The organism is Streptomyces sp. TOM-9, from assembly GCF_056858595.1.
Genome location: NZ_JBXEQB010000001.1, coordinates 9,660,843 through 9,687,332 on the forward strand (window position 1 = coordinate 9,660,843; position 26,490 = coordinate 9,687,332).

27 protein-coding genes, 1 tRNA gene and 3 pseudogenes are annotated in these 26,490 nt (G+C 69.0%); 11 read left to right on the forward strand and 20 right to left on the reverse strand.

Features of this window, described 5'->3' with window-relative positions:
* Positions 1–61: 61 nt before the first annotated feature.
* The 3 genes and pseudogenes from AC1VWI_RS44095 to AC1VWI_RS44105 all read right to left on the reverse strand — a co-directional run.
* A pseudogene (locus AC1VWI_RS44095) lies at positions 62–706 on the reverse strand (NB-ARC domain-containing protein); the annotation flags it as partial.
* Between the two features lie 169 nt (positions 707–875).
* Complete coding sequence (locus AC1VWI_RS44100) at positions 876–1,382, reverse strand: DUF6233 domain-containing protein (protein WP_499516637.1); 507 nt, start codon at positions 1,380–1,382, stop codon at positions 876–878.
* A gap of 15 nt (positions 1,383–1,397) precedes the next feature.
* Positions 1,398–2,459, reverse strand: coding sequence for a DNA polymerase Y family protein (locus AC1VWI_RS44105; RefSeq protein WP_499516638.1), 1,062 nt, complete (start codon positions 2,457–2,459; stop codon positions 1,398–1,400).
* 125 nt (positions 2,460–2,584) lie between these two features.
* On the opposite strand from AC1VWI_RS44105, the gene AC1VWI_RS44110 reads away from it, so the two are divergent.
* Together AC1VWI_RS44110 and AC1VWI_RS44115 are read left to right on the forward strand one after the other, a co-directional pair.
* The gene (locus AC1VWI_RS44110) at positions 2,585–3,325 is read left to right on the forward strand and encodes an SOS response-associated peptidase (RefSeq protein ID WP_499516639.1); all 741 of its coding nucleotides are present in this window, start codon (positions 2,585–2,587) and stop codon (positions 3,323–3,325) included.
* Positions 3,326–3,544: 219 nt separating this feature from the next.
* Positions 3,545–4,069: a ferredoxin gene (locus tag AC1VWI_RS44115; RefSeq protein WP_499516640.1), complete on the forward strand. Its 525-nt coding sequence runs from the start codon at positions 3,545–3,547 to the stop codon at positions 4,067–4,069.
* Positions 4,070–4,150: 81 nt separating this feature from the next.
* On the opposite strand, the gene AC1VWI_RS44120 is transcribed toward AC1VWI_RS44115, so the two are convergent.
* Together AC1VWI_RS44120 and AC1VWI_RS44125 are read right to left on the reverse strand one after the other, a co-directional pair.
* A complete protein-coding gene (locus AC1VWI_RS44120) occupies positions 4,151–5,038 on the reverse strand; it encodes an IS3 family transposase (RefSeq protein WP_499508794.1) in 888 nt (295 codons plus the stop codon).
* Complete coding sequence (locus AC1VWI_RS44125) at positions 5,035–5,334, reverse strand: transposase (protein ID WP_499508795.1); 300 nt, start codon at positions 5,332–5,334, stop codon at positions 5,035–5,037. The genes AC1VWI_RS44120 and AC1VWI_RS44125 overlap by 4 nt, the downstream gene beginning before the upstream one ends.
* Before the next feature lie 514 nt (positions 5,335–5,848).
* Between AC1VWI_RS44125 and AC1VWI_RS44130 the strand changes: the two genes are divergently transcribed.
* Positions 5,849–6,190 (forward strand): hypothetical protein, encoded by a 342-nt coding sequence (locus tag AC1VWI_RS44130; RefSeq protein ID WP_499516641.1) that lies wholly within the window; start codon positions 5,849–5,851, stop codon positions 6,188–6,190.
* Here the strand turns inward: AC1VWI_RS44130 and AC1VWI_RS44135 are convergent.
* The 4 genes from AC1VWI_RS44135 to AC1VWI_RS44150 form a co-directional block, all read right to left on the reverse strand.
* On the reverse strand, positions 6,162–6,683 hold the full coding sequence (locus tag AC1VWI_RS44135; RefSeq protein ID WP_499516642.1) for a hypothetical protein: 522 nt from the start codon (positions 6,681–6,683) through the stop codon (positions 6,162–6,164). The two genes, AC1VWI_RS44130 and AC1VWI_RS44135, sit on opposite strands and share 29 nt — an antisense overlap.
* 11 nt (positions 6,684–6,694) lie before the next feature.
* A complete protein-coding gene (locus tag AC1VWI_RS44140) occupies positions 6,695–7,069 on the reverse strand; it encodes a fic family toxin-antitoxin system, toxin component (RefSeq protein ID WP_499516643.1) in 375 nt (124 codons plus the stop codon).
* Positions 7,069–7,305 (reverse strand): hypothetical protein, encoded by a 237-nt coding sequence (locus AC1VWI_RS44145; protein ID WP_499516644.1) that lies wholly within the window; start codon positions 7,303–7,305, stop codon positions 7,069–7,071. Before AC1VWI_RS44145 ends, AC1VWI_RS44140 begins: the two co-directional genes overlap by 1 nt.
* A 192-nt stretch (positions 7,306–7,497) precedes the next feature.
* Entirely contained in the window at positions 7,498–7,629 is a 132-nt protein-coding gene (locus AC1VWI_RS44150) for a hypothetical protein (RefSeq protein WP_499516645.1), read from the reverse strand.
* A gap of 200 nt (positions 7,630–7,829) precedes the next feature.
* On the opposite strand from AC1VWI_RS44150, the gene AC1VWI_RS44155 reads away from it, so the two are divergent.
* Positions 7,830–7,903, forward strand: a tRNA-Met gene (locus AC1VWI_RS44155).
* Between the two features lie 315 nt (positions 7,904–8,218).
* Here AC1VWI_RS44155 and AC1VWI_RS44160 read toward each other — a convergent pair.
* The 4 genes from AC1VWI_RS44160 to AC1VWI_RS44175 all read right to left on the reverse strand — a co-directional run bounded on the left by AC1VWI_RS44160 (position 8,219) and on the right by AC1VWI_RS44175 (position 10,065).
* Entirely contained in the window at positions 8,219–8,506 is a 288-nt protein-coding gene (locus tag AC1VWI_RS44160) for an integrase core domain-containing protein (protein WP_499517065.1), read from the reverse strand.
* Entirely contained in the window at positions 8,416–9,147 is a 732-nt protein-coding gene (locus AC1VWI_RS44165; RefSeq protein WP_499517066.1) for an IS3 family transposase, read from the reverse strand. The genes AC1VWI_RS44160 and AC1VWI_RS44165 overlap by 91 nt, the downstream gene beginning before the upstream one ends.
* Before the next feature lie 17 nt (positions 9,148–9,164).
* Complete coding sequence (locus AC1VWI_RS44170; RefSeq protein ID WP_499516646.1) at positions 9,165–9,479, reverse strand: transposase; 315 nt, start codon at positions 9,477–9,479, stop codon at positions 9,165–9,167.
* A 166-nt stretch (positions 9,480–9,645) separates the two neighbouring features.
* A complete protein-coding gene (locus AC1VWI_RS44175) occupies positions 9,646–10,065 on the reverse strand; it encodes a hypothetical protein (RefSeq protein ID WP_499516647.1) in 420 nt (139 codons plus the stop codon).
* Positions 10,066–10,914: 849 nt separating this feature from the next.
* Here AC1VWI_RS44175 and AC1VWI_RS44180 point away from each other — a divergent pair.
* The 4 genes from AC1VWI_RS44180 to AC1VWI_RS44195 all read left to right on the forward strand — a co-directional run bounded on the left by AC1VWI_RS44180 (position 10,915) and on the right by AC1VWI_RS44195 (position 13,301).
* Positions 10,915–11,172 carry a type II toxin-antitoxin system Phd/YefM family antitoxin gene (locus tag AC1VWI_RS44180; RefSeq protein WP_499516648.1) on the forward strand — a complete coding sequence of 86 codons (258 nt, stop codon included), beginning with the start codon at positions 10,915–10,917 and terminating at the stop codon, positions 11,170–11,172.
* The gene (locus AC1VWI_RS44185) at positions 11,169–11,420 is read left to right on the forward strand and encodes a type II toxin-antitoxin system RelE family toxin (RefSeq protein ID WP_499516649.1); all 252 of its coding nucleotides are present in this window, start codon (positions 11,169–11,171) and stop codon (positions 11,418–11,420) included. Before AC1VWI_RS44180 ends, AC1VWI_RS44185 begins: the two co-directional genes overlap by 4 nt.
* Before the next feature lie 102 nt (positions 11,421–11,522).
* Positions 11,523–12,077 carry a telomere-protecting terminal protein Tpg gene (tpg, locus tag AC1VWI_RS44190; RefSeq protein WP_499516650.1) on the forward strand — a complete coding sequence of 185 codons (555 nt, stop codon included), beginning with the start codon at positions 11,523–11,525 and terminating at the stop codon, positions 12,075–12,077.
* A 148-nt stretch (positions 12,078–12,225) separates the two neighbouring features.
* A protein-coding gene (locus tag AC1VWI_RS44195) for an IS630 family transposase (RefSeq protein ID WP_499516651.1) occupies positions 12,226–13,301 on the forward strand; the annotation gives its coding sequence in 2 pieces (ribosomal slippage) (positions 12,226–12,672 and positions 12,675–13,301; 1,074 coding nt in all).
* A 218-nt stretch (positions 13,302–13,519) separates the two neighbouring features.
* Here AC1VWI_RS44195 and AC1VWI_RS44200 read toward each other — a convergent pair.
* Positions 13,520–13,921 (reverse strand): annotated as a pseudogene (locus AC1VWI_RS44200) (MmyB family transcriptional regulator); the annotation flags it as partial.
* Between the two features lie 829 nt (positions 13,922–14,750).
* On the opposite strand from AC1VWI_RS44200, the gene AC1VWI_RS44205 reads away from it, so the two are divergent.
* The gene (locus AC1VWI_RS44205; RefSeq protein ID WP_499516652.1) at positions 14,751–16,040 is read left to right on the forward strand and encodes a L,D-transpeptidase; all 1,290 of its coding nucleotides are present in this window, start codon (positions 14,751–14,753) and stop codon (positions 16,038–16,040) included.
* A gap of 428 nt (positions 16,041–16,468) precedes the next feature.
* Here AC1VWI_RS44205 and AC1VWI_RS44210 read toward each other — a convergent pair.
* Positions 16,469–17,670: pseudogene (locus AC1VWI_RS44210) on the reverse strand (IS3 family transposase).
* A 601-nt stretch (positions 17,671–18,271) separates the two neighbouring features.
* On the opposite strand from AC1VWI_RS44210, the gene AC1VWI_RS44215 reads away from it, so the two are divergent.
* A protein-coding gene (locus tag AC1VWI_RS44215; protein WP_499516481.1) for an IS3 family transposase occupies positions 18,272–19,509 on the forward strand; the annotation gives its coding sequence in 2 pieces (ribosomal slippage) (positions 18,272–18,566 and positions 18,566–19,509; 1,239 coding nt in all).
* A gap of 119 nt (positions 19,510–19,628) precedes the next feature.
* Here the strand turns inward: AC1VWI_RS44215 and AC1VWI_RS44220 are convergent.
* Positions 19,629–20,681: a bile acid:sodium symporter family protein gene (locus tag AC1VWI_RS44220; protein WP_499516653.1), complete on the reverse strand. Its 1,053-nt coding sequence runs from the start codon at positions 20,679–20,681 to the stop codon at positions 19,629–19,631.
* 93 nt (positions 20,682–20,774) lie between these two features.
* Between AC1VWI_RS44220 and AC1VWI_RS44225 the strand changes: the two genes are divergently transcribed.
* Positions 20,775–21,602, forward strand: a complete 828-nt coding sequence (locus AC1VWI_RS44225; protein WP_499516654.1) for a COG4705 family protein — start codon at positions 20,775–20,777, stop codon at positions 21,600–21,602.
* A gap of 61 nt (positions 21,603–21,663) precedes the next feature.
* Here AC1VWI_RS44225 and AC1VWI_RS44230 read toward each other — a convergent pair whose 3' ends face one another.
* The 4 genes from AC1VWI_RS44230 to AC1VWI_RS44245 all read right to left on the reverse strand — a co-directional run bounded on the left by AC1VWI_RS44230 (position 21,664) and on the right by AC1VWI_RS44245 (position 26,361).
* Positions 21,664–23,034: a sensor histidine kinase gene (locus AC1VWI_RS44230; protein ID WP_499516655.1), complete on the reverse strand. Its 1,371-nt coding sequence runs from the start codon at positions 23,032–23,034 to the stop codon at positions 21,664–21,666.
* Positions 23,031–23,696: a response regulator transcription factor gene (locus tag AC1VWI_RS44235; RefSeq protein WP_499516656.1), complete on the reverse strand. Its 666-nt coding sequence runs from the start codon at positions 23,694–23,696 to the stop codon at positions 23,031–23,033. The genes AC1VWI_RS44230 and AC1VWI_RS44235 overlap by 4 nt, the downstream gene beginning before the upstream one ends.
* A gap of 428 nt (positions 23,697–24,124) precedes the next feature.
* Positions 24,125–24,922: a polysaccharide deacetylase family protein gene (locus AC1VWI_RS44240; RefSeq protein ID WP_499516657.1), complete on the reverse strand. Its 798-nt coding sequence runs from the start codon at positions 24,920–24,922 to the stop codon at positions 24,125–24,127.
* Positions 24,919–26,361: a glycosyltransferase gene (locus AC1VWI_RS44245; protein ID WP_499516658.1), complete on the reverse strand. Its 1,443-nt coding sequence runs from the start codon at positions 26,359–26,361 to the stop codon at positions 24,919–24,921. Before AC1VWI_RS44245 ends, AC1VWI_RS44240 begins: the two co-directional genes overlap by 4 nt.
* Between the last annotated feature and the right edge of the window lie 129 nt (positions 26,362–26,490).

The following is a 26,490-nucleotide window of genomic DNA, read 5'->3' on the forward strand; positions in this document are numbered from 1 at the left end:
AAAGGTTCGGGTTGCGGGTGGTGATCAGGCGTGTGCAGCGGCGGCCGCCGTACCGGAAGGGGGCCAGTTGTTCGTCGTCCCAGACGTCGTCCAGGACGAGCAGCATGCGGGGTCGCTGGTCCAGGAGCCGGCCCAGGTGCTGCCCGGCGAGGACGGGGTCGCTGAACTCTTCGGCATCTCCAGTGATGAACCGGGTCACCTCGGCGACCTTGGCCGCGATGGCGGCCCGGCCTCGAATGTCACGGCCGATGGGGACGGTGTAGATCCGGCGGCGGAAGAAGAGCCGCACTCGCCAGTGGGCGCACACCGCGGTGGCGAGCGTGGTTTTCCCGAAGCCGCCGGCCCCTGAGAAGCCGGTGGTGATACCGACAGGCCGGATGCGCCAGCGTGTGACGGCGGTGACGGCCTGCCGTGTCTCGGATCGCCCCACGAACCATTCCGGCACGTTCTCGGGCCGCGGTGGAGGCGGGTCGTTCTGGCCGGCCGGAGGACGAACCTGTGCCCAGACGACCAGGATGATGGGGATGAGGGAGAGCCCTGCCAGGATCCCGACCGAGGGCCACGCGTGCTGACGCAGCAAGTCCAGGACATCCGGCCAGCGGTCCTGGTTGGTTGCCGCGTTGGCTGCAAGCGCCAAGAGGGTCGACAGCAGGAAGCCGAGGATGGAGAGCCCCACCATGGCGACAGCGAACGCCCGTCCTCGCATCTACTCACTCCCCCAGTACACACGTCTACCCTCTGTGGCACCCGGAGCGTACCGGCTGGTCGGCCACGCGACCTGGCTCGTGCCGCCGGGTGCGTTGAGGTCGCCACCGAATGGGGTCCCGGGTCGGGCTCGCTGGAAGCCGGGATAAGCCCAGAATTTGCGAATCCAATTAACCTGGAGAATTTGCGAATTCCTTTTCGGCGCTGCGCCGCGTGGTCCGACCCAAGGCGGCGGCAGATGCCTCGGTCTGTAACGGGCGGCTCCCGGGGGCCGGGCGGCACAGCTGGCACAGCTCCACCGTCGGCCGGGCCGCGTGCTGGGAGGCTTCCGCCGTGGTGAGGTCCTCGCCGCTGTCGATCCAGCAGTCCATCCTGTGCAGGATCTCGCGGGGTGCCTGACCGGCGGCGGTGGGCAGGTGCTGCAGTCTCCAGCCGGGGGCGGGGCCCGAGATCCAGGGTCGGTCGCCGGTCTCGACCTCGTAGGCCTGGTCGCCAGCGCGGCGTAGTTGTTCTGCTGTGTGGGCCTCGATGATCCGCAGCCAGGCGCGGTCGGCGGGCAGGTCTGGGTGTAGCGGGGCGGGTGCGTCGTGCTGCTCGCGGATTCGGGCGATCAGTCGGACCAGGTGGGCCTCGATGACGCGGAGCTCATCTGGATCGGTGGGCAGGTCCTCGTGCACGTCGCTCCACTCGGGTCAGGCACTGCGACGGCGGTGAGCGAGTGGTGCCCAGGTGAGAGCGCCCGGGCCGAAGCGGGCGATGACCGCGTCGACGACGGGGTCCAGGCGGTGGCCGGCTTCGCGCTCCGGGTCGAGGCTCAGCTGCACCGAGGCTCCCGTGGCGCAGCTGAGTTGCTCGACACGAACCGAGATGCCGCGAACCCGGGCCCGCTGAAGCCCCATGCGCTCGAACAATTCCGCCGCGGCGAGGCGCAGATCATCGCTGTAGGCCGTGCTTTCGGGGAGCGTCTTGGACCGGCTGACGCTCCTGCCGCCGGCGAACGCCACCGCGAGGGTGAGCACGCGGGCGACCTGGCCGCGCTCGCGCAGCTGGTGCGCGACATCGACCGCGGCGTGCAGGACCTCCCGGCCGATCACGCTCGGGTCGAGCGTGTCGGCGTCCAGGCCCCGCTGGATGCTGATGCTCTGCGTCAGGGCCGTGGCGACCACCGGCCGTGGATCGATGCCACGCGCACGCTCGTGCACCAGTCGTGCTGTCGCCCGGCCCTCGAGGACTCGCTGGAGGGTTGCCAGCGGCACGCGCGCCACCTGCCCGACGGTGCGCAGGCCATAGCGCTCCAGTGTGGCGGCCTGCGCTGGGCCGACCCCGTACAACTCACCGACCGGCAGTGGATCAAGGAAGGCCCTCACGGCCTGATGGTCGTCCGGGACGACGCGGATACCCCCGCGGTCCGGGCGGGCGGATGCCATCGCCGCCACCGCCCAGGAGCTGGCCACACCCACCTGGACGGGAAGTCCCAGCGCTCCGAGCGCGCGGGTCCTGATCCGTACTGCCAGCTCGTAGGGGGTGCGGTCCCAGTACCGCGTGGCGCCGGCGACGTCGGCGAGCGCCGCAGTCGGCGGCAGCGGCTGCACCACCGGCGTGACATCCCCCAGCAGCGCGAGCAGCTCCCGGTAGGTGGGCTCGGGAAGCCGGCGGTCCGCCACCCGCACATGTAGAACATGCGCGCCCTGCTCGGCGCGACAGGCATCCTCGTCCATAGTCACCGCCTCCCTCACACCCATATTCGCACACATTTTCGAATGAGAGCCAGCGGCACACCGTGGATCCACCCTCACGGGTGAACGCAGAAACGTGCAGGTGACAGCGCCAGACCAGGCCCGGCATAGCTACCGCTGGGCGGCGTGGCAGGCTGGTCGGCATGTGCGGCCGCTATGTCTCCACCCGACGCCCCGACGACCTGGTCAAGCAGTTCCGGGTCACCGACTGGAACCCCGAAGCCCTCGTGGCGCCGAACTGGAACGTGGCCCCTACCAACCAGGTGGCGGCTGTCATGGAGGGTGTCGACCGGGACACCGGCGCGCTGGAGCGGCAGCTACGGCCGCTGCGGTGGGGGCTGGTCCCTTCGTGGGCCAAGGACGTGTCGATCGGCTCCAAAATGATCAACGCCCGGATGGAGACCGTCCACGAGAAGCCGGCCTACCGCCGCGCCTTCGCCAAACGCCGCTGTCTTCTGCCAGCCGACGGCTTCTACGAGTGGGTCCCGGTCCCGGCGACCAAGGAACGGAAGGCCTACAAGCAGCCGTACTTCATCAGTCCCGAGGACTCCGGGCAGGGGATGGCCTTCGCGGGCCTGTACGAGTGGTGGCGCAACAAAGAAGTCGCCGGTGACGACGATCCCGGCGCCTGGCTGGCCACCTGCACGATCATCACCACCGAGGCCACCGACGCCGCCGGGCGGGTCCACCCCCGGATGCCACTGACCATCGCGGCCGCCGACTACGACACCTGGCTTGATCCCGAGCACCAGGACGTCGACGAACTCCGCGCGCTCCTGACCGCGCCAGCCGACGGCCACCTGGCCGCCCGCCCCGTCGGCACGGCGGTCAACAGCGTCCGCAACAACGGACCCCACCTCCTGGACGCTGTGGCTCTTGCCTGAGGCGCGCAGTCAGGGGTCGTCGCGTGCAGAAAACTGCCTGGCTCCTCCAACCTCCGACTCGCTAACCTCCGGCCATGTCGGAACATGCGTCGTGGGAAGCCCGCCTGGGCCGAATCACCGAGGTCGGCCTGGCTGCGTCAGCGGTCGTCCTCATCACCGGGCGCGCATGGGCGCTCTACGACCAACGTCGGAGTATCCAGCTCTAGCTAGAGTCGGCGGATGACCCTCTACTTCGACCCCGTCCCACTTCTCGGCGACGACCGTATGGCGTTCCGCGGGCGTTGGGAGGACCGCATGTGGCTCAACGTTCCCGGCCCTTTCTACGGCGCCGAGACCGACAACTGCTGGACGGGCCGCCTGCACGCGCCCTGTCACGTCCTCTACGGGGGCGAGTACATGACGGAGTACGTCTACCGGCAACCCCGGACGCCGGACGAGCTGGCGCGGCTCGTCGAAGCGGCGGACCAGGACCCCGTCCTCGGGTACGCCTGCGACGGCGACGCACATTGGACCGTCGAGTCCGTCCGGGAGTGGTGGCGCGAGCGCGGCCGGATCACCTCGTACCTGTCGGCTGGGGAACGCCGCTGGGAGGAGGCGGACTGGGCCGGACAGGGCCTTGCCGTCGCCGTCGCCGACTACACGGCGTACATCGAGGACGGGCTTGCGACGGACCTGCGGGTCTACCTTCACTGGCTGGAAGAGGGGATCTCGCCCACTCCCGGCGACCGGCTGCCGCGGCTCTAGCTAGGCAGCAGATCGGCGCTCCATGGCGCGCTGGCGGCTGGTCGGAGGTGAAGTTTCCCCGTGATCTCGGACACGTGATCGTTATGCCGCGAGCGTGTGCTGCTGACGTTGCCTGGTCTCGGCCGGGGTGAGGTAGCCGAACGTGCGGTGCTTGCGTAGGCGGCGGCGGTTGTAGAAGGTCTCGATGAAGGAGAAGACCTCGGCGCGGGCGGTGGCCCGGTCGGGCCAGGTGCGGGTGCCGATCTCTTCCTTGAGCAGGGCCCAGAAGCTCTCCGCGGCGGCGTTGTCGAAGCATGATCCGGTGCGTCCGCAGCTCTGCCGCAGCCCCAACCTCCCTATGCGCTCACGGAATTGGGTCGAGGTGTATTCGCTGCCGCGATCGCTGTGGACCACGCAGCCGGGCTCGAGTCCGCCTCGGCCGTGCGCCATGTCGAGAGCGTCGACCACCAGCTCGGCGCGGTGGTGGTCGGCCATGGCGTAGCCGACGACTTCGCGGGTGGCCAGGTCCAGCCAGCAGGCGAGGTAGAGCCAGCCCTCGGCGGTGGGCAGGTAAGTGATGTCGCCGACCAGCTTGGTCCCGGGGCGTTCGGCATGAAAGTCGCGGCCGATCAGGTCCGGGGCCGGCTTCGCTTTCGCGTCCGGCCGGGTCAGCGAACGCCGTCTGCGCCGGGTGACGCCGCGGATGTCGCGTTCACGCATCACGCGGGCGACGCGCTTGCGGTTCACCCGTCGGCCCAGGCGGCGCAGTTCGGCGTGGATGCGCGGGACGCCGTAGGTGTGCCGGGAAGCGATGTGCACCACGGTGATCTCGTGTGCGAGTGCGTCGTCGGCGGCCCGCTTGGCACGGCGGGCGGCCTCGCCCTCGCACCAGGCGTAGTAGGAGGACCGGGCGACCTTCAGCACCCGGCACAGCAGAATGATCGGATAGTTCGCCTTCTCCGTGTGGATAAACCGGTACAGCTCGCTCACCGGTCGTTCTCCTTCGCGAAGAAGGCCGTCGCTTTTTTCAGGATCTCGATCGTCTGCTGCTGTTCGCGGACCTCCTTGCGCAGCCGCTTGAGCTCCTCGCGCTCGGCGCTGGTCAGCTCACCGGACTTGCCCTCGCCCTGGTCTGCCTTCGCCCGGCGGTACCAGCCGCGCAGGGACTCGGAGCTGATGCCGAGTTCCCGAGCGACGGCAGTGACCGTCTTGCCCGAGGAATCAACGAGCGCGATCGCATCCCGCTTGAACTCCTCGGTGTAACGCTTCGTGTACTTACTTCCCACCTGGTGCTACTTCCTCTGGAACCTCAAGATCCCAGTCTCCAGGTGTCCACGATCGAGGGGAAGCTTCACGTCCGGCGTACCCCCCATACGCACACATCCATCGGGCGGGCCCGCGCTACACCCGGGTTCGTAGGCGTGCTGTTCGGTTCGGCGGGTGCGATACTGCTCCGAGTGCTTGAGGGTCCCGTCTCCCCCCCCCCAGACGTGGTACTCGCACGCGAGACAGGCCCCTCCGCGGCGACGCGGAGGGGCCTGCTTTATGGCCGCCGCGCCCAGCAGTCCCGGAAGCCTTAGCCTCCAGGGCGTTTGCCCGATCCACGGACGCGCCGGCTATCGCTCGTCGGAGGCGGTTGGACGACCACCCGACTCGCTGAATCAGAGTGCCCCGACTGTTGCCTGGACGCATCCTGAGAGGGCGGTCCCGCTGGGCTTCCCCTTGGCTCTGGCCGGGCGGGACCGCTGGATCCTGGAAGTTGCCCGACACGCGGGACAGGACGACCCCGAAGACGTCGGCGTGCCACTGTCGGCGGTCGACCGGCACAAGGTCCAGCTCTTCGACCAAGACGTCTACCACGGCACGGTCGCCCGCGCGGCAGCACTCGCCCACACGCTGGGCCGCCCGCGAGGGCTGGAATGCTCCAACATGACGGTCGCGGTCCCGGCGACCGTGGCCTACCTGCAGGCAGCCGGCCGCGCGGTGAAGCCGGGCCGGGAAGAGATCGGGGCCCTGGTCGACGAGCTGCGCCGGGAGGACTGCACGGTGCAACCGTGGTCACGGTGCTGCGGTCCTGGCCGTCGTGACTCGCTGAGAAGGCAAGCCCCCGGGCTCAGTCGTCGGCCGCGACCAGCAGTGTGAGCCGCCCAGCCGATCGGTCGACGAGCACGAACTCGTGGAACTCCTCGTGCACCCGTCCCCAGACGTGGATGGCCTCGTCCCCGAGCTCGCCCAGGTAGTAGATGTGGTCCGCCGCAGCCACGCGGTTGAACACCTCCCGCTGCAGGTCCGCCTCCAGGTCGGCGGGCGCCTCCTCACGCGGGCCCACCCACTCACGGAGGATGTCCGCGCCCTCTTCTCGCCCGACGCTCTCGTAGACAGCAGGGGTGATCATCCTCAGCCAGTACGGACCCTGCCGGGGCCCGTCCGGCAGCACCCCGCCGCCGGCGTAGTCGTCCCGGAACTGTTCATGCTCGATGAGCGCCGCGAGCAGTTCCTCACCGTCGGCAGACCCTGTAGGGAGGGGTAGATGCTTGCTGTCGACCCACCGGAAGCCATGCCCCCAAGGATCCTGGAACGTGTAGTTCCGGAAGTTGATGAAGCCGCTGTCCTCGTGGGTGAGGTCGTTCCCCATAGCACCTCACATCAGGTCGCCGGCCAGGCCCGCAGCACAGCGGCGATCTTGTTCGCGGTGCAGGCGGGGTCGAGGAGGAGGTCGCGCAGGGCGACCGCGTCCTGATGGGAGGGTTTGACGGAGATCCCCGACGCCTCGAGGTACATCACACCCGTGGCGGCTGCGACGGCGAGGTTGGACCGCTCCAGCCACCGGCATCGGCCCAGGGTGTGCACCAGTGCCGCGGCCCGCGCGTACGGCCCGTCATAGACCGGCTGCTCCAGCAGCTCGGCCTGATGCCGCGCGCACGCCGCGACCGGCACACCGTAGTCGTCGGGCGCCGGATCGCCGGCTCCAGCAAGCTCGGCCACCTGCAGGATCCAGGGGACGTCGATGTGCAGTTCCATTAGGCGGCGTGCGCCCCCGCCCCGTCCTGGCCCTGCTCAGCCTCGTCGAAGAGTTCCTGGTGCTCGGCGAGGAACCGCTCGGCCGCGCCCATAGCGCAGGCCCGCAGGCCACTCGCGTCCTCCAGAACGAGCTGGGACAGGTAGTCACCGATCGACAGCCCACGGTCCGCCGCTCGCTTCCGGGCGATCTCCGCGACCTCGTCGTCGACACGTGCTCCGAGTTGGGTTTTAGCCATACCCGGATGGTAACAGCTGTTACCAATGTCGGCGAGGCCACCCCCGCCGGACGGCAGGACGTGGGGGTGTTGCCGCTGATCACGGCCGGTGGGCAAGCCGGTGCGGGACGGCGACGCCCCCTTCCCGGCGCGACAGCCGCAGGGGAGAGGGCTGTCCGATGCGGGCGAGGGGTGCCGGGCACCGTCTTCCGGTCAGATGGTCACGCCGCTCCATGGCCGCACCGTGGCGAGGTCCTCGCCGTCGCAGAGGGCCAGGAGGCGCCAGCCATGCGGGCCGACCTCCAGCTCCGTGACGCCGACGCAGTTGGCCATGACCTGGAACACGCTCCGGCCAGTTCCTGTCGGGTCAGCCCGCTGTGTAGGGTCCGCAATTCCGTGAGCACTGGCTCATGCGGGAACGTCAGAATCCGGATTGGGTGAGAAGTGGCCATGTCGGTCGATCATGAGCAATCAGGCTCAGTCCGAGCGCAGGCGAAAGCCGATTGGGACGATCCGGGTCGGTGCCGTACAGTTCACCGTGCCGACGCGGGGTGGAGCAGCTCGGTAGCTCGCTGGGCTCATAACCCAGAGGTCGCAGGTTCAAATCCTGTCCCCGCTACTCATACGTGAAGGCCCGGTATCCACCGGGCCTTCACTGCGTGTGGGACGGTTCGCACCTGGTTCTCGGCGAACAGGGCACCGAGGTCGCAGAAGGCGTCAACGTACTGGGCTGCCTCGGCAATCTGCCCCCGCGACCCGAGGCAGGTCGTTGAGTCAGTGCTCATGATCACCCGGATTTGCTCGGGACGGTGCTCGTGATCAGCCGCCGCGTGATCAACAAAGCGTGTCCACCACAACGAGGGAAGACCCGGCCTCCTTCCGTCAGGATGATCCACAGGTACTGAGCATTGCTCGTTGCCCGGTTTGTCCCGCGTCAAGTAATTGGCAGGTTTTCTGGTTCAGGAAACTTGGGGACGAGTGGGTCGGCCTGGCCGGTGTGGACGTCGTGGGGCCGGTTCCAGGCGAGTGCCTCGTGCGGGCGGACCGTGTTGTATTCGAGCCGGTAGTCCTCGGCGTGGCGGACCAGGTCGAGGGCGTCGGGTATCTCTTCCAGGAACAGCTTCTCGTATTTCAGAGAGCCGAAGCCGCGCTCGCGTGATCCGTTCTGCCCCGGCGTGCGGACCCGGGTGCGGACGTGCCACAGCTCGGGGCGGGTGGCGATGAACGCCTCGAACCGGAACGAGCGGAACGGACCGCCGTTGTCGGTGACGATGGTGACCAGTGGCTGGACCGCGCCGTCGGTGTCGCGCGGAGCAAGCTCCGCCAGCGGCCTGCCGGCCGGCAGTTCGGCCTCTTTGAGGGCGAGTTCGACGGCGGCGATGGCGTCGTGCTGGTTCGCGGTGGGCGAGATGTGCCAGCCCAGTTCGTACTTCGACCAGTAGTCCCGGCAACCCGCGAGCCGCCAGGTCCCGCCCGCAGTGTCTCGAACTCGGAGAAGTCCAGCTGCCAGACCTGGTTCGGCCCGCTCGGCTCGGTCGCGAAGGCGGCCTTGCGGCGGGCGGCCAGCTGCCGTCTCTCTCGCTGATAGTTCGCCTCCAGCAGCAGGCCCTCGTCCCGCAGTAGCCGCAGTACGGTGGCCTGCGAGACCCGATGGCCGTCGTGGCGGCACATCGCCCAGACCTTCCGGTGACCCCAGGCCGGGTGCGCGAGTGCGTGCCGGCGGGCGGCGTCCCGGACGCCCTCACGGACCGGCCGCGGCCACGGTCCCCTCCTCGCCCGCGTGCCCTGGCGGGCTCGGGCCTGGTGGCGCCGCCAGGTCCGCTCGGGCACGCCGATCAGCCGACAGAACCTCGCGGTCGGCATGCCCGCATCCCTGCGGATCACCTCGAGGTCCTCGAAGGGCCCAGCCGGCCCTCAGCGGACTTCTTCCACACCCGCAGCTCGACCGCGGCCTCGCCCAGCGCCTGCGTCAAGTCCGCAACCTGGGCCTCAAGTTGCTGTTCTCGACTGCTGGGTCCGGACTTGCCCGCCAGGCCGACCCGGCCGGACTCCAGGAACTGGCGCTTCCAGTTCCCGATCGACTGCTCGGACACCTTTGACCGCCGCGCGGCCTCGGCGACGCTCATCTCACCGGCCAGGATCGACAGCACGATCCGGACCCTCTCCTCCGGCGGCACCGCCGGCGGCCTCACCATGATCGATCAGACTCCTTCACAGGTCAGGACCCGCAAGAAACGAGCCCTGCCACAAAGTCTGACGCGCGACAGGTTCACACCGCTCTCAAGGGCTGACCGAAGCCGGGACACCCGCATGCGGCCGGTCCGCAGCGCGGTCGAGCCGCAAGCACAAGAGACCGGACAGTTATGCGGCACGACGCTGAGCCAGGGCGCGTATCCGTGCCGCGTCGATCGGGCGGACACCTTCGCTGACGGGATCGATGCAGATCAGTCGTCGGTGGAGTTCGCGAATGCGGACGTCGAGGTCGAGGTGGAGCCTGACGCGGCGTGCAAAGCGGAGTTCGGCGATGGTGCGGGGGTGGACGGCAAGACGGCGGGCGAGCTGGGTAGCTGGCCAGCCGGCGCGTTCCAAATCCCCCAGCAGCCGGGAAGCCTCCAGCGCGCTGGTCAGGCCGGGAGCCGTCGGCAAGCACCGAGGCGGCATCGCCACGCCCAAAACGGCGTCAGCGGTGGTGCGCGCGATGGGACGGCTGCTGCCGCGCAACAAACGGCGGATCAGCGTCACCGACAATCCGGAACGGCCGGCGATGTCTTGGGCCGACATGCCCCGTCCCCGCAGACGTTGCGCCCACGCGGTCGCCGGCTCCGCCGGAACCCGAGCGCTCAGACCATTGCGCTGATCTGCATCACGCTGGCGCCGCGCCCGTTGAGCAGCCCCCCGGCACTCGGGGCGTCGGCAGCCGTAATCCGCACACGACGGCTGACCGTGCCGCACCTTGGAGCCCCTCGGCCGCCGGTTGGTCGGTATGGGCCGGGCAACGTCAGCATAAGAAGTGGTTGTCATACGGTAGCCCTGCTCAGTGATCACGGTCGCGCTGCATTGGCAGCGAGACGGCCAGGCCCCCGCCGCCGCTGACCTGGCGACAGTATCGGGCACCTCAGACAGATGGAGGTCGCGCCGGCAATCGAGGGGTAGGACCGCGCTCGCCCGCGGCTAGTAACCCTGGCTTGGCGATCACGAGCGAAGCCAGATCATAGGGTCGCTGCGGTGAGACGTGCTACCGCCGAGGCGCCTGCGTCCAAGGTTCCGCGCGCCGTGCATACTCTGCGCCGGTACTCCCACCCACGGCCGCATGGCCAAGGCACGGCTGCCGCTCGGATAACGCTTCCGTGCCGCCCAAGGTCCAGCGCCTGCTGCGCGGCGGTGATCGTCTTCCCCGATCCGGTCGCCGAGACCAGCGTGGCGTGAAAGCGATAAGCCTCACTGCCTGCTGCGCCTGCGCCCGCACCGGCTCACGCCGCCGGGGGCAGGCGGTGAATGCTGCGTTCAGGCGTATCACGGACCCGTCCACCGGTATCGGGCAGTGCCTGGTCCGGCCCGGGGATGCGGGTCGGGGAATCATCGTGGCGGAGGTGTCTTCCCTCGTGGCGTGTGAAGTGTACAGTTCTGTACATGAGTGAGACGTTGCCGATCACCGAGGCCCGGGCCCGGTTCGGATCGCTGGTCCGGCGGGCTTCCCATGCCCGTGAGCGGATCACGATCACCGACCACGGACAGCCCGCCGCCGTGCTGATCAACCCGCAGGAACTCGCCGACATCGAGGACGCCCTGGCACTGGCCCAGTACCGGGCCCGGCAGGCAGCCGGCGAGACCACCAGTGTGCCGCATGACCAGGTCCGCGCCCGGCTCGGCCTGGAGCAGGCTTCTTGACCTGGACGATCATCTGGGACGAGCCGGCCATCGACGTCGCCGCCCGGTTCCTCAAGGACGACCCCGACGGCCTGCGCCAAGTGGTGGACGCCGTCGACCTGCTCGCCGACCAGCCACGCCCACCCGGCAGCGCCGAATACGGTTCACCGGACCTGCGGCGGATGCACGTGGGACGCTACCGCGTGATGTACGAGATCACCGACGCCACCGTCACGATCATCGTGATCCACATCGGCCGCACCGGCTGAGGCCTCGCCGCCAAGCACCCGGGGGCCGCGCCGTGTACCAGCGTGCAGCCGACAGCCAGTCCAAGGCGGATCTGCACAGTGCAACACAGGGAAGGACCACCGGTGGGAACACTCGGGGACAGCCTCGACCGCGCTGTTGAAGCTGCGTTCACCCGACCCATCCCTAAAACGGCCCCAGCCCAGATGCGCTACCTCGTCAAACAGCTCAAGAACACCCGGGCCGTCGCCCAACTCCTCGGAATCTCGCAGCGGACCGTGGAGCGCTACGTCAAAGACCAAATCAAACGCCCCCGCACCGACCTCGCCGCCCGCCTCGAACACGAAGTCCGACAGCGCTGGCAGCCCCACGTCCGCGCCCGCGCCAAACAAGCCGCGGCCACCACCGGCGGCATCGTCATCGACACCCGCGCCCGCTTCGGCTTCACCGCCGCCCCCGGATCCACCGACGACGCCCGCCTCCGCCTGATCACCCAGGCGCTGCCGCCGCAGTACGCGGCCCGCCTGTTCGAAGCCCAGGACCAAGGCGCCGGCGAACAGCAGCTGCGCGCGATCGCCGCCGAGGGCCTGCAGGAGATCTACTTCCGCGACCGCGGCCGCCGCGCCGCCGGCCTAGAGGTTGAGTTCACCGACATCGACTACATCGACTTTGAGCTGTAAGGGAGGGCGGCGCCGGGTGCGGCTGGGCAGACACCCTGAGCCGAAGCACGATAGTCGTCACATAGGCAGGCTTGTTGTCACTACTGACTTGTAATGCGTGATGTCGTGGGGTGCTGACAGGTCGTGATCGTCGCGGTACACCACGGTAATGAGGTATGCGCAGGGTGGCGGGCTGACTGCCGAGCGGAGGGCATTTCGCGAGCAGATCCGTCTGGACGCGGGCGAGATGTTCGCGGCCGGTTGCGACAACGCCGAGGTGGCGAGGGTGCTGCGGGTGCATGTGCGTTCGGTGCAGCGCTGGCGGCGTGAGTGGGCTGAGTGGGGTGAGGCGGGCCTGGTCTCGAAGGGGCCGGCGTCCTTGCCCAAGCTCAGCGACGAGTTGTTCGTGAAGCTGGAGGCGGCTTTGGCGTTGGGGGCGGTGGCGCACGGCTGGTCTGACGAGCGCTGGACGCTCGCGCGGATTAGGACGCTGATCGGGCGGATGTTCCACAAGAGCTACACCGTGCCCGGGGTGTGTCTGTTGCTGCACCGGCACGGCTGGTCGCCCCAGGTCCCGGCTCGCAGGGCGGTGCAGCGCGACGATGAGGCGGTTGCGACGTGGGTGAAGGAGACCTGGCCGGCCGTGGAACTACCGCGGCGGCGCTCGGGGCCTGGACCGTCTTCGCCGACGAGGCCGGGTTCTCGATGACGCCGCACATCGCCCGCACATGGTCCCCCACAGGTGTTACCCCGGTGATCCGGGTCAACGGCGGCAGCAGGCGGCACCTGTCGGTGGCCGCTCTGTGCTGCTACAAGCCGGGCGAGCGGCCGCGGTTGGTCTTCCGGCACACCGGTGACCGGCGGGTCGACGGCCGCAAAGGCTTCTCCTGGAAGGACTTACGAGACCTGCTCACCGCCGCCCACACCAAGCTCGGCGGACCGATCGTGCTGGTCTGGGACAACGTCGGCCTGCACCTCAGTCGCGCGATGCGCGCCTGGATCACGGCCCGGGACTGGCTCACCGTGTTCCAGTTGCCGGCCTATGCACCCGACCTCAACCCCGTGGAAGGGATCTGGTCCAGCCTGCGGCGCACCAGCCTGGCCAACATCGCCTTCACCGACTACACGCAACTGGTCACCGCAGTCCGCCGGGGCCTACGCCAGATCCAGTACCGGCCCACCATCATCACCGGCTGCCTCATCGGCACCGGCCTCGCCATAAGCCCCGGCGACATCACGCATTAATCCTCAGTAGCGGGGCTGCGGCGTGTTGTCGATCGCTTCGGCCAGCTGTCCGGCGTGGCCGTCAGGTAGGGGCTTGAGCGCTCGGTAGTAGGCGTGGTCGTCTGTCTGCCTGTGCCAGTGGCAGACGGTGTGCCGCTCTCGGCGCCAGATGGCACCAACATCGGGATCGTGGGCGATGTGCGGTGGGCAGGGAGCGAACGTGAAAGGCGTGCACGCGTTCAGGAGCTCGTCGGCGTCAGGTCCTGCAAGCCCTCCACCCGCAGCAACTGCAAGCGCTGGTACGACTCCGTGCCCGGGCGGGCCGTGTGGATGACGAGCTGTTGGTTGTGGTCGGAGTTGACGAGGACCTTGCAGTCGAGTTCGAGGATGCCGATCGCAGGGTGCCGGAAGCGTTTCGTGGCGGCGCGGCGTACGGCGACCTCGTGTTCGTCCCAGAGGCGGGCGAACTCCTCGCTCGCGACGCGTAGTTCGGCGACGAGGGAGGAGGGTTCGGGGTCCGTGGGGCGGGCCGAGGCCACCGCTCGCAGGCCGGCGACCTGCTCGCGGGCGCGCTGGGGCGGGCGGGCGAGGACGTCTCCGCTCAGCGCCCGTGACAGCGCGTTCTGGGCCAGGACCTCGCCGCCTCCGTCAGGCGAAGGGCGAGGGCCAGCGCTGGCGGAGAGCAGCAGCTGCGCCGCGGTGCCCTCGATCTGTTCATGAGGCATTGGTGTGGTTGGCGGAGGCGGGCGATTGGAGCGGGTCAGTGACGACCCAGTCGGCGCTGGAGCAGCCGCACCCAGGCACGGTCCGGACCAGTCATGCCCGCGCCCCGACCCCGCCTGCAGGCGGAGACGTCTGCGTGATCAAAGACCCGCACGGAGAGCTACGGTGACGGCGACAGCTGTACGCGGACGGTTCCGCCGGAGGTCAGGAGTGGCGTGGTGACGACCTTTTTGGGCGGAGCTGCGTCGCGCCTTCTGTGATCGTGAGGCACGGCATGATGCCCGACGCGATGCGCCGGGAGCCCGACGTCCTGGCGACCTGGAGGCTGCCGAGGCCCGGAGGGGCACGGCAGCCGTGGTGGACGAGGGTGCGCTTCGCCGCCGGTATGCCTGGCGCCCGGCATGGCGGCTGCGTGGCCTGGACCTGCGCGTCCGCGATTGTTTCCAGCCTGGTTGATCTCGAGCCGTGTCGCGTGAGCACCCCCGCAGACTTGCTGAGGGAGGCCGTGACCGGGTGGACGGAACGGGTTCGAGGCTGGACGCTGTTCGTCTGCCGTCCGACCGACTGCCGCCCACGCGCGGGCACCGCCGGTGATCACTGGCGCGATCCTCGCACGTGGTCTTCCCCACACTTCCCGAGCTCGAGTCACGGACCGCGGACCCTGGCAGGTCGTACCTATGCAAAGTGAGCCTCGATCGAGGGCCATGGCCCGTGGATGCATGGGCCGGGAAAACGCGTACCGAAGCCATGGGAGATCAGTGTGAAGCGCGCCGAGCCGTGACCGATTCCAAGCCCCTCCGTAATCGGCGAGCAGGACTGGCGGCGGCGCTGCTGACGCTCGGGGCGATCAATCTCACCGCCTGTGGGGGCGACGAGTCCGACACCGGTTCCGACAACCTTGTCAAGACGCAAGCCTCCGTCGACGCGGCGGCCGCCGAGGGCGCCTCCGACGCCCGCATAAAGATCAGCCCGAAGACCGGCGCCAGCGACGTGAGCATCTTCAGCGGCGCCAAAGTCTCGGTGACGGACGGCGAGCTCACCTCCGTCACCATGACTTCGGTCGCCGACGGCAAAGAGGTCGCCGGCACGATCGGCGCGGATGGCACGAGCTGGGCCCCCAACGCCCCGCTGGAGCGGGCCACCCAGTACAAGATCGCCGCCAAGGCGGAGGACGGCAAGGGCCGCAAGGCCGCCGAGAACTCCACCTTCACCACGGTCACCTCCGCGCACAGCTTCATCGGCTACTACACGCCCGAGAACGGCCAGACCGTCGGCGTGGGCATGCCGGTCTCGATCAACTTCACCAAGGCGATCGAGGACGAGAAGGCCGTCCAGTCGGCGATCGCGGTGACCTCCAGCAGCGGCCAGGAGGTCGTCGGCCACTGGTTCAACTCCACCCGGCTCGACTTCCGCCCCGAGTCCTACTGGCAGGCCGGCTCCACCGTCACCCTCAAGCTGAACCTCGACGGCGTCGAGGGCTCCAGCGGCGTCTACGGCGTCCAGAAGAAGACCGTCAGCTTCAAGATCGGCCGCAGCCAGGTCTCCACGGTCGACGCCGCCACCCACCGGATGAAGGTCGTCCGGGACGGCAAGGTCATCCGCAACATCCCGATCTCCGCCGGCTCGGACGAGAACACCACCTACAACGGCCAGATGGTGATGTCGGAGAAGTTCACCGAGACCCGGATGAACGGCGCCACGGTCGGTTTCACCGACGACGACGGCAAGGGCGAGTACGACATCAAGGACGCTCCGCACGCCATCCGACTCACAACCTCCGGCACCTACATCCACGGCAACTACTGGGGCGCCGACTCGGTGTTCGGCAACGTCAACACCAGCCACGGCTGCATCGGTCTAAACGACACCAAGGGCGCCAAGGACACCAGCACCGACGCGTACTGGTTCTTCAACAACTCGATCATCGGCGACGTCGTGATCATGAAGAACTCCAAGGACAAGACCGTCGACCCGGAGAACGGCCTCAACGGCTGGAACATGTCCTGGAGCGCCTGGAAGGCGGGCAGCGCGGTCTGAGACCGCAGCCGCACCACATCTCCCCGGCATTCACGCCCACAAACGCATGACACCCAGGCAGCCGGCCGGGGGGATCGGCAAGACAGGAAACAGCGCATGACAGCGAAGACGACCGCAGCCCGAGAATTGCCCGAAGCGGTCTTCGACCCGGCCCGGTTGGAGGCAGTGGCCGCTACCGGGCTGCTGGACACCGGGCCCGAGCGGGCGTTCGACGACATCGCGCACCTAGCCCTGGCGATCACAGGCGCGCAGATGGCTTTCTTCACCGTCGCTGACGGACGGCGGTCGTTCTGGAAGAGCGCAGTCGGCGTGGAAGCTACGACGGCACGCGAGAACGACATCCGCGCCTGTCACATGCTTCGGCCCAGGCGACCTTTCCATCCACTGTCTGAGCTGCCCCGAATTTCGTGGAGTCCGCGAGCGTGTGATCAAGCGGTCTGCGGGGTTTCCTCTAGCTGCGCCCAGTACGCCTGTTCGTATTCGTCGGGCGGGACGTAGCCGAGGGCGGAGTGGAGTCGTTCGCTGTTGTAGCATGCGACCCATTGGACGAGGGCGCTCGACCTGGTCGAAGTCCCGCCACGGTCCCTGATGCTCGATCAATTCAGCCTTGAACGTGCCGTTCAGGGCCTCGGCCATCGCGTTGTCGTAGCTGTCCGCGACGGACCCGACCGAGGCGGAGGCGCCGGCTTCTGCCAATCGCTCTGTGTAGCGAATGGACACGTATTGCGACCCGCGGTCGCTGTGGTGGATCCCCGCGTCCTTCTTGATCTTCTGGCGCCACAGCGCCATCTCCAGCGCATCCAGTGGCAGGTCGGTGCGCATGTGGGTGGCGGCCTGCCAGCCCACGATCCGGCGGGAGTACGCGTCCAGGACGAACGCCACATAGACCCAGCCTGACCAAGTGCGGATGTAGGTCAGGTCCGCGAGTCATAGCTGGTTCGGGCGCTCGGCGGTGAAACGCCGGTTGACCAGGTCCGGCGGGCGCGGCGCTGCCGGCTCCGGGATCGTGGTGCGACGCCGTTGTCCGCGGATGACGCCCTCGATCCCGAGCTCGCGCATCAGCCGCTCGACCGTGCAGCGCGCCACCTGGCGTCCGGAGCGGACCAGCGCGCGGGTGATCCGGCGGGCGCCGTAGGTGCGACCTGAGTCCTCCCACACAGCTCTGACCAGCGGAATCAACTCTTCATCGCGCAGGCGGCGGGCCGACTTCGGTCGTGTCTTGCGGGCGAAGTAGGTCGACGGCGACAGGTCCAGCACCCGGCAGACTGGGGGTGCCCCCTCTGGGGGAGATCGACCCCGAGGCCCATGTCGCGCAGATGGTCGATCACCTGCTCGGCCTCGTCCGGGGACGGTCGATCTCCTGGGTAAAAAACACCGAGGCGGCCTTCAAGATCTCGTTCGCCCGCCGCAACTCGGCATTCTCCTTGCGGAGTTCTTTCAGCTCGTCGCGTTCGGCGGTGGTGAGTCGGTCGTCGCGCTCGCCGGCGTCTGCCTCGGCCTGGCGGACCCAGGAGCGCAGGGCCTCCTTGTGGATGCCGAGGTCACGGGCGACGACGGGACGACCGGTCGAGCGGACCTCACGGACGGCGCGCTCGCGCAGTTCATCGGGGTACTTACGGGGTGCTGGCACTGCTGGTAGTTCTCCTTTACGCCTGGATCGTAACAAACCCAGACTTCAGGGACTCCACGAAGATCAGTGCAGCTCACCCACGCTGGCCGGCTGGTGGTATCTGGCCACGGTCATCGACCTGGCGACCCGCGAGGTAGTCGGGTACGCGATGGCCGATCACCACCGCGCCGTGTTCACCGGGCGGCTGGCCTCGGGGGCACTCGCCTCCTTCGAGGCCACCCGGATGGCCTCGGGGCGGCCTCGCCCGGACTCCGGAAGCCGCAGCTGACAACACTCTGCTGGACGTGCGAGTCCTCATCGACGCAGTGACTCCACCACTTTTGACCTCAGCCGCCACTGCCGCCTCATCCGGGCAATGAGGCCGGCCCCCGCCGCAGTACCAAGGCGGGGGCCAACTGACCGGGCTGGGAACACCCTGATGGATTTCGAGCCTGTCCTGCCTGGTCCAGCCTGGGCCGCTGCTGTTCCGAGTGCACGCGCAGTCAGCCACCTGGGTGACGACGCGGTCATTCCTGGCCGGTGCCATGCGCGTCTGCCTTGCCAGGCGTTGTGAATCGCTCCGGGTTCGGTGCAGAGCGTTGAACCTTGGAAGGATGCGCTCATGCCGGCGCAGAGGAAGTACCCAGCGGAGCTGATCGAGCGGGCCGTGCGGATGGTCGCTGAGAAGCGGGGGCAGTCTCCGGGGCGGTCGGGGATCATCCGGGAGGTCGGAGATCTTCTCGGGATTCATCCCGAGGCCCTGCGGCACTGGGTGAAGAAGGCCGAGGCCCAGGCCGATCCGCGGGCGGCTGCCGCTCAGCAGGAGCGTGAGCGGATCAGGGAACTGGAGAAGGAGGTCACCGAGCTGCGGCGGGCGAATGAGATCCTCAAGGCTGCGGCCGTTTTTTTCGCCTCCGAACTCGACCCGAAGCCGCCGCGTTGATCCGTTTCATCGATGCTCACCGCGAACGGTTCGGCGTTGAGGCGATCTGCCGCACCTTGACCTGGGCTGGCACCCCCGCCTCGGCCTCCACCTACTACGCGGCCAAGCGTCGGCCTCCCTCGGCGCGGTCGGTGCGCGATACCGAGTTGATCCAGGAGATCCGGCGGATCCATCAGGTCAACTATGGCGTCTACGGGGCGCGGAAGGTCTGGCATCAGTTACGGCGTGAGGGCACCGAGGTTGCGCGGTGCACCGTTGAGCGTCTGATGCGCCAGGCAGGCCTGGCTGGAGCGGTCCGCGGACGACGGATACGGACCACCTTGCCGGGCAAGGATGGGTGCCGGGCAGGTGACCTGGTCAACCGTGACTTCGACGCCGAGCGGCCTAACCGGTTGTGGGTCGCGGACTTCACCTACGTGCCCACCTGGGCCGGGACCGTCTATGTCGCATTCTGCGTGGATGCCTTCTCGCGCCGGATCCTGGGCTGGAAGGCGTCGCGGAGCAAGCAGACATCCCTGGTCCTGGACGTGGTCGAGCAGGCCCTGTGGCAGCGCGGCTACCGGCCGAACGAGCAGGTCAGCGGCTTGATCCATCACTCGGATGCCGGCAGTCAATACACCTCGATCGCGTTCACCGAGCGCTTGGCCGAGGCCGGCATCGCACCCTCGATCGGGACCGTCGCCGACGCGTATGACAACGCCCTGGCCGAGTCTGCGATCGGCCTGTTCAAGACCGAACTCATCAACCGCAACAAGCCCTGGAAGACCTTCACCGACGTCGAGTTCGCCACTGCCGAGTGGATCGACTGGTACAACCACCAGCGCCTACACGGAGCCCTCGGCCACACCACCCCAGCCGAGTACGAAGACGCCTACCATCACCAACACACCCACGCCGACGAACCCGTCAGCGCGTGACATCCCGCTCGACACCAAACCCGGAGCGATTCATTGAGCTGTTCCTGAATGTCGACGACAGGCACCGTCCAGCCGACGCGTCCTCAAAACAGGTCGCCTGGCGCCTGAGGGTGCAGGCGTCATCTCCCATGGGAGGGGTGCTTGCGCATGACCTGGTTGGCGGCGGCCTTCTGTAACAGGCCGTAAGCGAGGACCGGCAGCAGCAGATGCGGCCGGTCAGGCAGCGCCGTGGAAATCAGGACGGCACTCGCACTGCTGTTGTTCATCCCGCAGGCCAGGGTCACAGAGGACTGGGCACCCGCGTCCAGGCGCAGTAAACGTGCGGCGGTCCGGCCCAGTGTGAACGACAGGACGCACAGCGCTGACGCCACCGCCAGGGACGCCACGAACGGCACCGGCCGTGGGTGAGCGAAGAAGGAGCTGAGCGCGCCGCTGGCGTTGGTGTAGGTGAGGACGACCGAGCCCCCGAGTGAGGCGGGAAGCACCGTGCTGGAGAGCCGATGCAGCACGCTGCGTGGCAGCATCACCGCGCAGGCTAGGCCTGCGGCGCAGGGCAGCAGCACGGAGGTGATGGCGAAGCCGTCTGCGGCGACGTGCGCAGCGCGCGACAGCGTGCCCGCGTAGTTGCCGCGGAGCAGGGGAGACAGGATCTTGAACGTCCAGGGGATGGTGAAGGGACTGACAAGGGTGGACGCGAGCACGATGCCCACCATGATTGCCTGGTCGCCGCCGCCTTGAGCGGTCCACACCGTGGCGCCCGCTGCGACAGGCATCGCTGCGATCAGGATCATCGCCGTGATCATGCCGCTGCCGCCGTCGGTGTCCGGCGTGTGGTGCAGGACGAAAGCGACCATGGGGATCACCAGCAGCGGGGCGGCCACGTGCAGTAGCAGCCCTGCCAGCAGAGCCACCGGCCGACGCAGGCGGCCGCCCAGCATGCGCAGCGGCACCTGCAACCCGGCGGCGAACAAGATCAGGCACAGCAGCGCCTGGGGCAGGTTCCAGTGCACCGCCTGCCCGGCCGCCCGAAGATCGAGCGGCCGGCGCAGCCAGCGACCCGGCGACGGCCAGACCACAGCGGCTACGTAGGCCACGACGACGGCGCTTGTCAGACGGCGCCGCAGCCAGGTAGCCGCAGGCGCCTGCGAAGACAGCGGGGTACGGGCAGGCATGCCTGGCATGCTCCGTCACACAACGCGCCCGCGGCCGTGTGACCGGCCGACGCTCAGGATGCGTTCAGGTTCCCGGTGGCACCGTCGGGCCCTATGACTACTGAGATGTCTGAGACCTCTGGCTCCTCCGGAGCCGCCGCCTCCGGTCGGCACATTCGGTGGAACAAGGTGCCCGAGGTGACCGTGTACTTCTGGGTGATCAAGGTGCTCTGTACGACCGTCGGTGAGACGGCCGCGGACCTGCTGAACGAGAAGCTGGGGCTGGGCCTGACCGGGGTGTCGCTCCTGATGAGCGTGCTGTTGGCCGGGGTGCTCGTGGTGCAGTTCCGCACCCGCGCCTACCGTCCCGCCGTGTACTGGCTGGCCGTGGCGCTGATAAGCGTCGTCGGCACCCTGATCAGCGACAACCTTACCGATAACCTGAACGTGCCGCTGGAGACCAGCACCACGGTGTTCGCCATCGCGCTCGTGGCAGTGTTTGCCGCCTGGTACCGCACCGAACGCACTCTTTCCATCCACCACGTCGACACCGTCCGCCGCGAGGCCTTCTACTGGCTGGCAGTGCTGTTCACCTTCGCCCTCGGCACCGCCGCCGGCGACCTGGTCGCCGAGCGCATGAACCTCGGCTACTGGATCTCCGCCGGCCTGTTCGCCCTGGCGATCGCCGCAGTCGCGGTGGCACACTTCGCCCTCGGTCTCAACGCGGTGTGGAGCTTTTGGATCGCCTACGTCCTCACCCGGCCGCTGGGCGCGTCGATCGGCGACTACCTTTCCCAGCCCACAGCCGACGGCGGCCTGGGTCTGGGCACCGTGATCACCAGTGTCCTGTTCCTGGCAGTCATCCTCGGACTGGTCATCCACCTCACCGTGTCCCGGCGCGACGTCATCGAAGCCGACCGCCGCCCTCTGCAGGCGAACTGACACAGGCCCACCCGCCAGGGCCGCGGAGCCACTGCGTACGCCTGCGCATGCTTCGGCGGTGTCAGCCGGCCGGCAGCGTGACCGCGAAGCGCGCTCCCGACGGCAGCCGGGGCTCGAAGTGGACATCGCCACCGGCCGAGCGGGCCAGGCGCCGCGCAAGCGGCAAGCCCAGGCCCGCTCCGTGGTGCCCGTCGCCGGGGTCGGCCCGTCGGCCCGGCTGGAACAGGTGCGGGACGAAGGAAACCGGAACGCCGGGGCCGTCGTCGAGTACCTCCACCCGCACTTGGTGGGTGTCCTTCAGGACGTGCACGGTCACCTGCGTCCGGGCGTGGCGTAGCGCGTTGTCCACCAGGGGGCTGATCATGCGCTCCAGCAGGGCCGCCGATACTCCGGCCACCACCGTGCCGCCACCGTCGACGGTGAGGGCGACCTTCTCCGCGGCACCCCGCCGGTCCGCCAGCCGCCGCAGCACCGGCATGACCGGGGTCGTTCCACGAGCGGTGCGGGCCGCGCCTTGCGCGTCCGCCAGCAGGGTGTCGCAGATGGTGCCCATGGACCGGGCGGCGTCGGCGATGACGGCGTGCGCGGCGCGGGTGTCGGGACCGGAGCGGGGCTGTGCCTGAAGCCAGTCGACTTCGGCGACGATCCGGGCGAGCGGGGTGCGCAGCTCGTGCGACAGTTCCCTGGTCAGCTGCTGCTCATGGCGCAGCACGGCGCGTATGCGGTCCAGCAACGCGTCCAAGGACACACCGAGCCGGGCAAGTTCGGTCGGACCGCCCGGCGCGCCGAAACGCTCCTGGGAGGCAGCCGCGCTCCACTGGGTGGCCTGTTCCGTCATCTCTCCCACGGGACGCAGCGCCCGCCCGACCGCCAGCCTGGCGAGACCGTACATGCAGGCCAGGACCGCGCCATCCAGTGCGAGCGAGCCGGCCAGCAGGGTGTCGGCCGATGCCTGGTAGGGGGACAGGTCCAAGGCGGTCACCACCGCGGCTGCCGGACCGGTCTGGGTGCGGGTGTCCCCGGCAGGTGCCGAACAAAGCCGTACCGGATCGCCGCCTGCGACGGTGACGCAACGGCGGCCACGCGGTGCCGCGAGTCCTTCTGCTGCCTGGGACAGCCGGCTGCTGATCGGGGCGGAGGCGGGGTGCTCGATCAGCCGGGTGCCGTCGAAGATCCATACGTTGGTGTCGAACAGCGCGTCGTCCGGCATCTCCATCACGCGCACCGGCACGTGGCGCGTGTCGACCGTGGCCATGACCGCGGCGGCACGGGTACGGAGTTCGTCGTCTGCCTGATGCTGCAGATGGACGCGCGCCACGGCGTTGAACACCACGGTCAAGATGATCATCAGCAGGGCCGCGGCAGCAAGCGTGATCAGGGACAGCCTGCCACGCAGGGTGCGGGGCCGCAGACGGCGGTAGAGCACCGTCATGACAGGCGGTGCCCGATGCCGCGGACGGTACCGATCGTCAACTCGCTGCCGGCCTCTCGCAGTTTGCGCCGCAACCGGGTCAGGTACTGGTCGAGGGTGTTGTCGCTGACGTGAGCCCCCTCGGGCCAGCCCGCCCGGACCAGGTCCCTTCTGCGCACCATGACCCCGGACGCGGCCATGAACGCCGCCAGCAGACGGAACTCCGTAGGAGTCAGGGCCACCTCCGCCTCCCGCATAGTGAAGGTGTACGACACGGGGTTCAGCACCACATCGCCCACTGCCACCGGCGCAGGCGGCCCGGCACGCCGGAGCGCGGCGTGCAGCCGGGCGGTGAGCTCCTCCAGATGAAAGGGCTTGGGCAGGTAGTCATCGCCCCCAGCGGAGAAACCGCTGAGGCGGTCGGTGAGCCGATGGTGAGCGGTCAGGAACAGCACGGGCGCGAGGAACCCGTTGGCGCGCATCGCCTGGCACACATCACGCCCGTCCGCGTCGGGCAGACCGACGTCCAGGACCACGGCGTCGACCGTCCCCGCGACCAGCCGCAATGCCGTGGCGCCGTCCGGCGCGGGCACCGTGTCGAACCCCTCGTCCCGTAGCCCTCGCAGCAGCACATCGCGCAGTGCCGCGTCGTCCTCCACCACCAGGACGCGCCGGCGGTTCACGGGCCGCGTCACCCGGCCTCGGCCCTCGGGGCCTGCTCCCCGGCATGGTGCCCCGCCCCCGCCGTGGGGGGACCGGGAAGCACGCGGACGACGACGGCACCGCCCCGTGGGCAGGCGATCTGACCGGCAGGCTGAGCGTGTGCGGTCCGGCCCAGGATGCGCGGACGCGCTCCTTGACGTGCGGCCACGTCCGGCACCGTGCGGCCTGCCACTGGGCGCCGCGCGGCGGCTTCGGCGGCGATCGCCCGCTGCCGCTCGGCATGTCGGACGACAGCCCCGGCCGGGGTGGGCAGGACCGTGTTGGCCAGTGGCGAAGGCGCCGCTGCGAGCAACGGGACGGACATCGGCGTGAGCCCCTTTCCACGGTCGGCGATCCGGCGAGTGCGGGGGCCGCACACACCACGATCATCTACAGGTGTGTAGAAGTTCTACGTCACTGTAGACGATCCGGTCGGCCGGCCAGGCATGTCACCCACCGGACCGCGGACCGGCGGCCGCCTCCCGGTCCAGTGATCACGCAGCGGCCCGACAGTGAGCCCACGCTCCTGACACGTGTCGAGGATGCGCGGCAGGGCACCGAGCGCGGAGCGCCAGGCACCGGGGGCGGAGGTGCAGTCGGAATCGTGGAGCAGGATCGTCCCGCCCCCGCGCAGGTCGGCGGTGACCGTACGGTGGACGGACCGCGGTGTGGCACGCGCCCGCCAGTCCTCACCCCAGCAGGTCCACAGCACCGGGGTGAGCCCCAGCCGGCGCGCAGCCAGATGTGCGGCAGTGGTCATCACCCCATACGGAGGCCGGAACAGCCGGGGCTGCCGGCCGGTGAGGTCAGCGACAAGATCACGAGTGCGGGCCAGCTCGTCGTAGGTGGCCCGAGGCCCGCGCAACAGCAGGGGGCGGTGATGCCACCCGTGGATGGCGATCTCGTGCCCGGTCAAGGCGATGTCGCGGACCAGCCCGGGGGAGCGGCGTGCCTCGGTGCCCAGGAGGAAAAACGTGGCGTGCACCCGGCGGGCGGCGAGCAAGCGCAGGAAGAACGGCGTAGACAGCGGGTCGGGGCCGTCATCGAAGGTCAGGGCCACATGGTCGCTCCGGCCCTGCCCGGACAGGCGGGGCATGACGCGGTTGCGCAGCGGCCCGAAGGTGGAGACGACGGGCGCCGCATGGGCGGCCGCGAGAGCAGGCAGCGCCACGAGAGCAGTGGCGCGCAGGAGTCGGGCAGCGGTCACGGCTGGGTTCCCTCGAAGGTCGGCGCGGGCGTGAAGTCGTCGGGGTCGAGCCGCTGGTCGATGGCACGCAGCAGGCCGGGATAGTCGTGCGAGGTAGCCGCCATGCCCAGGCCGACACCCCCCGCCCACAGCGCGCACGCCACAACGACGGTGGCGGCAAGCCGCTGAAAGGCCAGACGCGGACGGGTCGGCCGAGGAGTACGGGGGAGCGGCCTCGCCGTGCGTGCGATCTCAGCGCTGACAGCCGCCGCGCGGCCAGGCGCCGCGGCGACGGCCTTGACGCCGTTGGAAGCCCGCAGGACGACGGCCGCCGGACCGGTGTCCGGCCCGGCGGCGAACAGGGCCAGCCCCGCAGCACGTTGCCGCAGTCCGCGAGGGCCGTGGATGAGGTCGGCAAGGTCAGGGGCGAGATCGTCGGGCTCGCGAATCCAGGCAGCCAGACCCGCCTCATCCAAAGCGGCGGCATTGGTCAAGCCATGGCCGGGTATGCAGCGATAACTGGCGACAGGCAGCCCGCAGGCGAACGCCTCCAGCGACGTGAGACCACCCGCGTTCTGCACCAGAACATCTGCGGCGTGCATGAGCGCCGGCATGTCGTCGGTCCACCCGAAGACATGCCCGACACCATCCGCCCGCAGCCGCTCAGCCAGAGCGCTATTGCGGCCGCAGACAACAACCGGGAGCGCAGCACCGCTGGCACGAATCTCCGCAGCGACCTGCCGCACCGGCCCCACACCCCAGGAACCGGCCACCAGCAACGCCAGCGGAACGCCTGCCGGCAGCCCCAGCCGGGCACGCGCCACCTGCCGCTCCAGCAGGCCACCTGGAACAAACCGCGGATCCGTCACCGGCCCGCACACCCGCACATCGGACGCGCCAAGAGCCCGCGCCTGCGCGGCGGGAACAGCATGCGCCGCCAGATGAATGTCCACCCCAGGCGCCACCCACAGAGGATGCACCGAGAAGTCGGTCAGGTAAGTGAGAACGGGCACGGCCAGCTGGCCATCGAGACGCAGAGCGCCAAGGACGCGACTGGCACCCGGATAGGTCGACACGACCACGCGGGTATCGGCAGACAGTGCCCTCAGCACCGGCCGCTCGGCGGCACGCAGCAGAGCGCGGGCCGGGGCACTGGTGCCGCCCGCATCCTCGGTGCTGCTGTAGATCCGCTGATAGGCCCACGGCGCATGGACCAGAAGCCGGTGATAGCCGTCACTGAGCGCCCGGCCGAACCGCCCCGGCAGCAGATTAAGTAGGTCGAACCGGTCCACAGTAGCGCCGCTGACAGCAATGCGCCGGGCCAGTTCGGCGGCAGCGCCGTCATGGCCCGCTCCCATGCTGGCGGAGATGATCGCGACTCTGCCTGGTGGCACCGGCCACCCGGATCCTGGAGCGGCGTCCGCCGTGCTCGGGTCAACCGTTCCGCCGACGTGCGACATGGGCTTTCCTCCGTGCGCTGATGGGAGCGGCGAAACTCTACAACATGTAGTAGTTCGCGTGACCGCCGTCGATGCCCCGCCCTCTACAGGCGGTAGTAGGTCCGGCGGTAACCTGGAGGGCCGAGCCGA